Annotated in this window: 7 protein-coding genes; 5 read left to right on the top strand and 2 right to left on the bottom strand. The window is 42.7% G+C overall.

Going from position 1 to position 10960, the window contains the following annotated elements:
* Positions 1–116 precede the first annotated feature (116 nt).
* Positions 117–284 (bottom strand): hypothetical protein, encoded by a 168-nt coding sequence (locus WFH04_RS17370; RefSeq protein WP_336825458.1) that lies wholly within the window; start codon positions 282–284, stop codon positions 117–119.
* A gap of 55 nt (positions 285–339) precedes the next feature.
* On the opposite strand from WFH04_RS17370, the gene WFH04_RS17365 reads away from it, so the two are divergent.
* The 5 genes from WFH04_RS17365 to WFH04_RS17345 all read left to right on the top strand — a co-directional run bounded on the left by WFH04_RS17365 (position 340) and on the right by WFH04_RS17345 (position 9941).
* Positions 340–1404, top strand: a complete 1065-nt coding sequence (locus tag WFH04_RS17365; RefSeq protein ID WP_336825456.1) for a CAP and S-layer homology domain-containing protein — start codon at positions 340–342, stop codon at positions 1402–1404.
* Positions 1405–2415: 1011 nt separating this feature from the next.
* A complete protein-coding gene (locus WFH04_RS17360; RefSeq protein ID WP_336825454.1) occupies positions 2416–3588 on the top strand; it encodes a S41 family peptidase in 1173 nt (390 codons plus the stop codon).
* Between the two features lie 185 nt (positions 3589–3773).
* The gene (locus WFH04_RS17355; protein WP_336825452.1) at positions 3774–5063 is read left to right on the top strand and encodes a nucleotide sugar dehydrogenase; all 1290 of its coding nucleotides are present in this window, start codon (positions 3774–3776) and stop codon (positions 5061–5063) included.
* Positions 5064–5780: a WecB/TagA/CpsF family glycosyltransferase gene (locus WFH04_RS17350; protein ID WP_336825450.1), complete on the top strand. Its 717-nt coding sequence runs from the start codon at positions 5064–5066 to the stop codon at positions 5778–5780.
* Between the two features lie 447 nt (positions 5781–6227).
* The gene (locus WFH04_RS17345) at positions 6228–9941 is read left to right on the top strand and encodes an S-layer homology domain-containing protein (RefSeq protein WP_336825448.1); all 3714 of its coding nucleotides are present in this window, start codon (positions 6228–6230) and stop codon (positions 9939–9941) included.
* A 234-nt stretch (positions 9942–10175) separates the two neighbouring features.
* Here the strand turns inward: WFH04_RS17345 and WFH04_RS17340 are convergent, their stop codons facing one another.
* Entirely contained in the window at positions 10176–10355 is a 180-nt protein-coding gene (locus tag WFH04_RS17340; protein WP_336825460.1) for a hypothetical protein, read from the bottom strand.
* Between the last annotated feature and the right edge of the window lie 605 nt (positions 10356–10960).

Below are 10960 nucleotides of genomic sequence, written 5' to 3'. Positions count from 1 at the left end.
CGCATAACACCATCTCCCACGCGCAATACCATAATCCCAAACGCATAACGCCATCCCTCCCGCGCATAAAGTTCACTCCAAACGCATAAAGTTATCTCCCCCGCGCATAACCGCAGTCAAAAACGCATAATGCGATTCATCATCGCATAAACCTCGCCCAAAACACATAACGCCATCTCCCCCCGCGCAAATCCATAATCCAAAACGCATAACTCCATCCCCACCCGCATAACGCCTCCACTAAACGCATAAAATTCTCCTCCCCAAGCCCATTTCACTCCCAACTCTACAAATCTCCCATTATAATAGTAGAAACAATAGAAAAGGAGAGTGCATCCTATGAAGAAATCAACAACAGCAATCCTTCTATCCGCTGCGTTGCTCATCCCAACAGCAATCCCAGCAAAAGCAGCCACCTTCACGGACGTGCCACGCAGCCACTGGGCATACGAAACAATAGACAACATATCGGATCGAGGCATCATCAACGGCTATCCCGATGGCACCTATCGACTGAACGAACCGGTTACACGCGCTCAAGCAGCCAAAATTGTTGCGCTTGCTGCCAAAGTGAAGCCATCAGAAAACTTCCAGCCGAACTTTAAAGACTTCACGCCAGCGCACGGCTCCTATAACCATATCCGGGCGCTCACTGAACAAGGTGTGTTTAACGATGGGGAAGCGTTCAAGCCGAACGATCCACTCACAAGGGGGCAAATGGCCAAAATTTTAGTGAACGCCTTCGATATGATTGTTGACGATAATGATCTCATTACATTTGCTGATGTTAGGAAAATCAACGGTTACTACGGCTACATCACAACAATCGCAGAATTAGGCATCACGACGACTGAACAGGGTGGCATGTTCAAGCCGAACGAAAATGTCACTCGCGCACAAATGGCGGCGTTCATCCAGCGCACGATAGACTTCGATGCCAAACGTAAATCTGGTGAAATCTATTATGACAAAGAAAAACAGCGTTATGTTGATAAAGAATACTCAATTCCTGAGCCGCCAAAAGTAACAGCAACTGACACGATTCCGCTCGTCAATGAAGAACGCAAAAAACAAAATATCCCTGCATTGAAGGAAGACGCAGCACTTTCCAAAATTGCCCAAGTAAAAGCGGAAGACATGGTGAAAAACAATTACTTCGCTCACCAGTCGCCAACCTACGGCTCAGTCGGGCAGCTGTTAGACCACTTTAATTACAAATGGAGTGGCTATGGGGAAAACATCGCCCAAGGCTATACGACACCCAAATCCGTCGTTGAAGGATGGATGAACTCAACCGGCCACCGCGCCAACATCCTAAACGCCAAATTCACCAACATAGGCATCGGCTACGCAACCGACAAAAACGGCGATACCTACTGGGTCCACATCTTCACAACCAAATAACAAAACCGGGCACAAACCCGTGCCCGGCCTATATTTTTTTATGAATCAACCCAAGTATTCTTTAATCAGACCGCCACTCAAAACCCACCCCTTAATATGTCAAAAGCATTCATCGCGAATCACAATTTCCAAAAGAAACAACCCTCCGCGCCCACACAATATCCAATACCAACCCTAATTAACTCATAAATCAACTAAACCACGCATAATCATCATCCGCCACCGCATAAACTCCCCCCAAAACGCATACCAACCTTCACGAACGCAAAACTCCTAAAACTCCCTCATAACCCCTCGTCCTAAGCGCATAAACTTCAAGAATCACTCATAACGACCACTCAACTGCGCATAACTCCCACCTACAACATCCGCTCATAACAAAACCCATCCCTTAATTTGTCAAAAGCATTCATCGCGAATCACAATCTCCAAAAGAAACAAACCGCCGCGCCCACACAATGCCCAATACCAACCCTATTAAACTCATAAATCAACTAAACCACGCATAATCCCTGGTCCTAAGCGCATAAACTCCACGAATCACTCATAACGACCACTCAACTGCGCATAACTCCCATCTACAACATCCGCTCATAACAAAACCCATCCCTTAATATATCAAAAGCATTCATCGCGAATAACAATCTCCAAAAGAAACTCCACCCCACGCCCACACAATGCCCAAAACCAACCCTATTTAACTCATAAATCAACCAAACCACGCATAATCATCATCCACCACCGCATATACTCACCCCAAAACGCATACCAGCCTCCGCAAACGCAAAACTCCTAAAACTCCCTCATAAACACTTGCCCCAGCCGCATAACGCCTCTCCTCCCACGCATAACCCGCCCCCACCCCCACACCCCCTCCAAACTCCTACGCCGCCCCATCCATCCCCTACAAAATCCCTAATCTATAAAACTATTTCCCAGCCCCATGTCTTTAATGAATCAAAGTGGGTATAATTAGAAATAAAAAAGATACACAAAAGGAGGCTGTCGGCAATGAAACAACGAAAAGCAACACATCTACCTAAACTCATCCCAACAATCTTTTTTGCACTCATCACATTCCTGTTCATCGCACTGCCAGCACAAGCAGCACGCGTCGATGACGTTAAATTCTTCGTCGAACACTTTTACTATGGAGACATCCCGGCTGACCTCCACGAAAAAAAGACCATTGAAGAAGTGATCGATTCCTTAGATGAATACTCCCGTTACTTAACCGCGGAAGAATACAGTAAGTATGTTGCATCGGTCGGGGCGGATGACGTAGCCCTTTCCGACATAAATACTCCTGCCGTCTCATCATCCATGCTGTACGGCAACATCGGCTACATTCGGATCAAAACCTTCTCAGCGAACATGGATGAAGAAGTGACGAAGCAATACAATAAACTGAAAAAAGAAGGAGCGAAAAAACTCATTATCGACCTTCGCTATAACGGCGGTGGCTACGTGGAAAGCGCCGAAAAACTATTAGGCCATTTCAACGGTGTCCATAACGCTTATGAACTGACAACACGGGAAGGCAGCGAAATGATTAAGCCTGTCGCTTCCAAAACAAAATTTCCGAAACAAACATACATTTTAGTTAACCGCTATTCGGCATCGGCATCTGAAATCGTAGCGGCATCGGTTGCGGATCAAAATGCCGCGGTCATCGTTGGGGAACGAACAAAAGGGAAGGGGACTGTCCAATCGTTCTTTGAATTTGAAGACGGCTCTGCCCTGAAACTAACCGTCGGCAAATTTACTGGACCAAGCAAAAAGGAAATCCATCATAACGGCGTCAAGCCGACGATCGAATGTGCTTACGATGCTGAACTAGCGACAATCCACGGACGGCTCATTCACGAAATGATGAGCGAACAAAAATACAAAACCGTTACGCCGATCGACCATAGCCCACAAGAAAAGACGTTTCACATTCATTTCACACAAAAAATGAACTTAAAAAACGTTCATGCGTCCAATAAAGTAGAGCTCGTCAAAGTAGGGGGGATCGCCGTACCAATCGCCATCCAGCCAAACGGGGAAGACGTCATCGACATCACCCCGAAAAAACCGATGGAACGTGGCGGCTCGTACGTCCTCATCGTCCACCCGGGCTTTGAAAACCAAACAGGGAGGACTACAAAACAAGGCATTTACACACCAATTACAGTGAAATGACAAACAAAGAAAAATGAACATTTGAAACAAATATGCTATAATCAACAGTTGTTTACATGAACCTACTATGCATGTCACCCCGAATGGATTTGGCATGCGTCTTTTAAATGAAAAACTCAAAAGGCTCCCAAACGAACGGCAGCCTCCAATAAAAATTCAGCTCCAACAGAAAGGAACATTTACGAATGGATAAGAAAATTTGCGTCGTTGGCTTAGGTTACATCGGCCTTCCAACTGCCGTCATGTTCGCCAACAGCGGCGTCCACGTGCACGGCGTCGACATTAACGAAAAAGCAGTGAACATGATTGCCAACAAGCAATTACATATAGAAGAAAACGGCCTGCAAGAGCGCCTCAACCGCGCCATCGACGAAGGATACTTCACCGTCTCTACAACACCTGTAGAAGCAGAAGTATACATCGTCGCAGTCCCATCGCCCATTAACCCGGACAATACAGCGAACTTGGAATACATCCGCCAGGCGACAGCATCCATCGTGCCGTACTTAAAACCAGGCGCACTCGTCATTCTGGAATCAACAGTACCGCCAAAAACAGTCGAAAACGTCATGCTGCCGGAGCTTCGCAAATCGAATTTGACTTTGGGAGAAAACCTTTTCGTTGCACATTCTCCAGAACGCGTCATCCCGGGCAAAATTTTCGAAGAGTTAGTGAACAACGACCGGATCGTCGGAGGGATTACACCAGAATCGGCAGAGCTCACAAAATTGCTTTACAAAACATTCGTCCAAGGTGAAATCCATCTGACAGACGCAACGACCGCAGAACTTGTAAAAGTTATGGAAAACACATACCGAGATGTCAACATTGCGTTCGCCAACGAATTAGCGAAAATCGCCGAAAACATCGGCGTAGACATTTGGGAAGCGATCCGTTTCGCAAACTTCCACCCGCGCGTCAACATCCATACGCCAGGCCCAGGAGTAGGTGGGCACTGCATCGCAGTCGATCCTTGGTTCCTTGTGGAATTAAACCCGGAAAACTCCGATATTATCCATAAAGCACGTTTGACGAACGATTCCATGCCGCAATTCGTTGCGAAAAAGGCGAACAACTTGTTAAGCGGACGCACAGCGGGCAACAGTAAAGTCGCCATCCTAGGCCTTGCATTTAAAGGCGACGTCGACGATATGCGCGAAAGCCCTTCTTTAAAAGTAATTGATGCGTTACAGCAATACGGCATTGAAGTATCCTCCTTCGATCCGCATATTAAAGAATTGCAGCACCCGACTCAAAAGGCGACATTGGAGGAAGCAATTGAAGACGCAGATCTGATCATCTTGACGACAGATCATACCGATTTCAAACAGCTTAGCCCGGACATGCTGAATACGAAAGAGCCGAAGCCATTTGTGTTAGATACGAAAAACGCGCTAAGCCGTGAAAAATGGGAACAAGCCGGCTTCCATTACTATAAATTAGGAGACGGCTCGCCAGTAGGAGTTTTCAATTAAATGAAAGAAAAAGTATTAGGTGTTGACGTAAATACTGAAAACTACGATGAACTCATACCGAAGCTCTTTCAAAACATCGAAGACAAAAAGAAATCGTTAGTCGTTGCCATCAACCCCGAAAAACTCATGAAAGCAAAAGACGATCCACGCCTTCATGCACTATTAAATAGAGCGGAATTCCAAATTCCGGACGGTATCGGAGTCATCATTGCGTCAAAGCTTCAAAAAGGCAACATTACATCACGGGTAACAGGCGTTGATATGATGGATCGCATCGTAAGGGAAGCGGCGAGAACGAAAAAGCCAATCTTCCTTTACGGCGCCAGGCCGGGCGTTGCGGAAACTGCCGCCGAAAAGTTAATTGAAACCTATCCAGATCTCATCGTAGCTGGCACACAAGACGGCTACGAAAAAGACGTCAACAAAGTAATTCAAAAGATCAACGAAGCAAAGCCGGATATTCTATTCGTCGCCATGGGCTCACCGAAACAAGAGCTATGGATCGAACAATACCGCGACCAACTGCACCCGACGCTTTATCAAGGAGTCGGCGGTTCCTTTGATGTGTTAGCTGGCAATGTTAAGCGCGCACCAGCGGCATTTCAAAAAGTAGGAGCCGAATGGCTATACAGACTATTAAAGGAACCGAGCCGCCTAAAGCGACAAATGAACCTTCCGAAGTTTTTACTTGAAATTATCCGTAAAAAAGAGAAATGATACTTGTAATCTACTAAAACAGGTGATAGAATACGTAAGTGTAAGGATAATTTCCTCTGTAGCATATATAACAAACGCCACGCAGGACGAAAAACGGTTGGTTGACCGCACAAAAGGACTTGAACAGCTCCCATCTGTTCAAGTCCTTTTGCATTTTCAAAAGAAAATCTTCTCTTAAAGAACAAATATATTCATAACGAACATGACAATTTCATAACAATAGAAGAAATATTGTAGAAATACTTGATAAAAATTTGAAATACGATAGAATAGTAGAAGCAGCGGAAAATTACATAGTCATTTTCTCTATGAATCTGACAGAATACCATTTTGTAATTGACATCCCTGCTATTAATATCTATACTTTAGTTTGTAATGGCTTCTACTTCCATTTTGCCGTGGGGTAGATGACAAAATTATTTCTTAATCAGAGGAGGAAATTATTCAATGGCTAACCAACCAACGAAGTATCGTAAGTTTGTAGTTGGCGCTGCATCAGCTGCATTAGTAGCATCTGCAGTAGCACCAGTTGCAAGTGCAGCATCTTTCACAGATGTGGCTGACAACAACTCACACAAAGCATCCATCGATGCACTAGTAGCAAAAGGTGTCATCTCAGGTTACCCTGATGGCTCGTTCCAACCAAACAAAACTTTAACACGTTCTGACGTTGTTAAAATGATGGGTAAATGGTTGAAAGCAGAAGGATACTCAGTTCCAACTGACTACAAAACAAACCCACGTTTCGCAGATCTAACATCTGCTTCTAACGACGAGCTTCTACAAATGGCTGCTCTTGTTAAAGACAACGGCCTATTCGTAGGAACTCCAGACGGGAAACTTGACCCAGCTGGCAACATCACTCGTGAAAACATGGCAATCGTTATCGTTCGCGCATTCGACCGCGTACACAACATTGACCTTGCAACATATGTTGCTGGACAAGAATTCAAAAAAGACGTAGTTGACTTAGCTCAAGCGAAAGCTGAAGCACGTCCAGCGATCGACGTACTTGACTACTTCGATATCACAAACCCAGCAAACCCTACATTCGACCCTAAAGGTACAACTACACGTGCTCAGTTCGCTTCATTCTTGAACAAAGCGATTGAAACTGACTACTCTGAAGTTGCAACTGGTGTTGTAGGTGATGTAGCAGTTAAGGCTGTTAACGCTACAACTGTTGAAGTAACATTCAAAGATGCAGTTGAAAACGTTAACTCTTTGAACTTCACAATCGAAGGTTTGACTGTTTCAAACGCAGCAGTTAAACAATCTGACAACAAAACAGTTGTATTGACAACTGCAGTTCAAGAAGGCGGTAAGAAATATACTGTTTCTCTTGACAACAAAGAAATCGGTTCATTCGAAGGTATCTCTGCTGTAGTTCCTTCTAAAATCGATATCACTACTCAATCTGTACAAGGTAAAGTAGGACAACAAGCGATTATTTCAGCTGATGTTGGTGTTAAACAAGCAGGTATTCCTGTAACATTTAACGTTAAAGCTGATACAAATAACACGCTTAACAAAGACCAAGTGTTTGAAGCAGTAACAAACGCTGATGGAATTGCAACATTCTCTTATACACAATATGCAGCTGGCGATGATCAAGTAGTTGCATACCCAACAGGTGCACCGTCAGTTCGCAGCCTTGCTTATGTATTCTGGGGCGTTGACACGATCCTTTCAGTTGAACCAACTGATAAGAAAGGTAACAGCGTAAACAACGGAGAAGATAAGACATACAAATTGACTTACCTTGATCCTAAAACAGGCAAACCAGTTGCAAATCAAAAATTCAATGTAACATTTGCTGAAAACGTAAATGTTAACATCGATAAAACTTCAAAAGCGACTGTAAACGGTGTAAATCCGGTTCAACTATTGAATGATGATGAGCCTGTAGTTGCAACTGTTACAACTGACAGTAAAGGTGAAGCTATCTTTACAGTGTCTGGTCATAACACTGCTGTAACACCAATCGTGTTCAAAGATGAAGGAAAAGAAAGCACAAAATATGAAGCTCAAAAGCTTCAAGCAAAAGTGGATAAACTAACATTTGGTGCACTTCAAGCTGAATACGTGATTGACGTTACTCGTGAAGGATCTGAAGAAGCTGCTATCTACGCAGAAAACGGCCGTGAATACAAAGTCGTTGTAAAAACCAAGGATGGTAAAGTTGCTGCTAACGAACTTGTAAATGTTGCGTTTAACGAAGATTTAGACCGTAATATCAATACAAACACTTCTGCTTATTTCATTGATGAGGATGAAAAAGTAGTTCCTGATGCGAGAACGAAATCTTACACTGTGAAAACTAACGATAAGGGTGAAGCTACATTCACTATCGGAAGTGACATACCAAAAGACTATGCTACTCCAATCGTATGGATTGATATTAATTCATCAGATGCGAGAGATGGTAAACTTGATGAAGGTGAACCATACAAAGTTGCTCCAATTTCTTACTTTGCTGAACCTAAACTAGCAGGTGGAGTGTTAACGCCTTCTAAGGAGATTGGCGGTAAAGCTAATAAAGAATTCACTGGATTAGAATCAGCTTTCTTTACACTAACTGCATCTAACCAAAGTGGAAAACCTTACACTCTGAATGGTGCAGATTATTCATCAATTGATGCAACATTTACTGTTACAAATACAGGTAAAAATGACATTACCGTAATTGCTGACAACAAGAAATATGTGGTTTCTCCAAACCGCCCACTTACAGTTCATGTTAAGGATTCTTCTAAACCTTACATTGAAGTTGTAACTGGTAATGAAGAAACTACAAATCTTTCAACTTCCGTACGTGTAGTTGCTACTGGAACAGCACAACCTGCTACTAACAGTAAATTGCGTCCAATCAATCTTGGCAGCCACACTAAAGAAGCTAACTTCACTGCTACAACAGAATTAGGTTCAATTCATACAGGTATCGTTGAATCAATTGATACTGAAAAGAAAGAACTTAAATTTGAAAAGAAAAATAAAGTAAGCTACAAAGATGCTACTTACAAAAACATGAATGCAGTCACTATTAAGCAAGATGCATTCGAAGAGCTTATCGTAAATAATATCGGTAAGGTAAAAGTAACATACAAGAAAGACGGCGATAAGGTAACATTTGAAATCGTGTCTCTTGATGGCAATGTAGCAGGAGCTCTAACAGATATTAATCGTGCAACCAACCTAACGGATATGGTCGCTGCTCTAACAAAACATGGCGATACGTTTAACCCTAAATTCAGCACACTAAAAAGTGATGCTCAAAAAGAAAGCGTAGCTAGTGCTCTACTTTCTGCTAAAGCAGTATCCGGCGTATTGACTGATTCTCAAGCTTCTTCTGTGTATTCTATTGCATACGATAAAGAAGTAACAGATGCTATTGAGGATTTCAAAGGAGACAAAACAGCTACTAATCTTAAACTTGTACCTGGTTTAGATCTTTCTGAAGTAAAAGCTGCAGACGAAACTGCTGTTGTTGGTAAACTTGCAAGCTTTGCTGGTAAGACATTGAAGGAATTGCAAGAGGCTGTAAATAAAGCAGTAGCAGACGTTGAAGCTGGAAAAGCAACAGAAGAAATCGATGCAGCTTTAGAAGCAATAAACGATGCGGCTGATAAAACAGCAATGAAGACAGCATTGAAAGCTAATGCGGCTGTTCTTAAGTTGGATATTACAAAGTTAACTGACGAACAAGTTACATTCGTGGCAGATGCATTATTCACTAATAGCTTGAAAGGTTTCTACAATGCAGTAAATGTCAAATCTGTTTTTGCTGATGCAGTGAAATTAGCAACAGATGCGACTGCTCCTACTGTGAAAACAGTTGAAATTTCTACAGATGGAACAACGTTGACTTTAACATTCGACGAAGCAATTCAAGGTGATGACACAGTTACAACAGCAGACCTTACTTTCGAAGATGCTGATGGTACTGCAGTTGCAGTTTCGGGTGTAGAAGCTTCTTTAAGCGGTAATACAGTTGTTATTACACTTGAAGGACCAGAAGGTTTAGAAGCAGGACATACACTTACTGCTCTAACTTTAAAAACAACAAATGGCGATGCAGTGAAGGTTACAGACAAGTCACTTGCTGAAAATGAGTTTGTCTTTGATGTAGCTGGATATTCTGTAGTAGCTGTAAAAGAATAAGTTAACTCTTTCAACTAATTATCTAATTGAAATGAGTGAAGGAACCCCCACGATTTACCAAAAGGTAATTCGTGGGGGTTTGTTAAATAGGATTTTATAATATTTGTTATAATATTCACGCAAATCCAGCAAAATAAAGCACATAATTATCATTTCTTTCATACTTGAGTTGTCCTGCTTGCTTCAAGAATATTCTGAGCCAGGAAGCCGAACTGCACAATTTGCAGTATAAATTTAATTCGTTCTAACAGATACGGCGTTGAATGGATCCAGCTTACTTCCTCTTTTAGCTCGTTTTTCTGAATACGGTGTAGCTTCTGCCTTTAAATGTTTCCTGATGGTTTTTCGATCAAATCCTGTTTCCCTTGCAATCGCACTAATTGTCCAACCTTTCCGTTTTAATTCTCTTATCATAAAAAATCCTCCAGCAATAACGTCATTCTCACACTTCCAATCTATCTCTCTCAAAATAGATTATCCGTAAAAACTGGAGAAATTTAAACCGTTATTATTGAGGATTTTAACAGCGATATTCTCAATGATCTTACAGTCTTGAACAAGCAAGCATTGATCTGGAGTATAAGACCGGGAACACTTTCATTACCAGATGGACCTGCCAATTTCTGAACTCCTTCTGGCAGACAATTCACATCTGCTTCAATTGCCTTGCAAGCTTTTGAATGTGTCTGCTATAAGCGCCTCACCAACTATTATAGGTTCTAAATCAAATGTTGGGGTGATTTGATTTGCACGTCACCCTTTTACTTAGGTACCGCTGAGTAATATTGATTTGCGCTACAGGGCGGACGCTTTCCGCCGGCATGGCTTCAGCCGCTTCCCTCGCTTTGCTCAGTCCAGGGTCTTCAGCTCATGCTCCTAACGCTTCGCTTTTACTCGCAAAAGAATTTTGCTATTCCGGCAGGAGTCGCCGCCTTTCGCTCCAATCAACGAATCTCTTTTATACCGATTTTTGTAGTCAAATAATTCTTATCCTAAATGAACCCCAATTTCTTTATATC

It is taken from the genome of Sporosarcina sp. USHLN248, from assembly GCF_037144575.1.
Lineage (GTDB): Bacteria > Bacillota > Bacilli > Bacillales_A > Planococcaceae > Sporosarcina > Sporosarcina contaminans.
Note: the sequence above shows the minus strand (reverse complement) of the source record. Positions and strands in the feature narration are given on the sequence as shown.

Bases quoted from the DNA above. Each gene is read 5' to 3' on its own strand.
- WFH04_RS17365 (WP_336825456.1), top strand. From the start codon at position 340: ATGAAGAAATCAACAACAGCAATCCTTCTATCCGCTGCGTTGCTCATC.
- WFH04_RS17360 (WP_336825454.1), top strand. From the start codon at position 2,416: ATGAAACAACGAAAAGCAACACATCTACCTAAACTCATCCCAACAATC.
- WFH04_RS17355 (WP_336825452.1), top strand. From the start codon at position 3,774: ATGGATAAGAAAATTTGCGTCGTTGGCTTAGGTTACATCGGCCTTCCA.
- WFH04_RS17350 (WP_336825450.1), top strand. From the start codon at position 5,064: ATGAAAGAAAAAGTATTAGGTGTTGACGTAAATACTGAAAACTACGAT.
- WFH04_RS17345 (WP_336825448.1), top strand. From the start codon at position 6,228: ATGGCTAACCAACCAACGAAGTATCGTAAGTTTGTAGTTGGCGCTGCA.
- WFH04_RS17340 (WP_336825460.1), bottom strand. From the start codon at position 10,355: ATGATAAGAGAATTAAAACGGAAAGGTTGGACAATTAGTGCGATTGCA.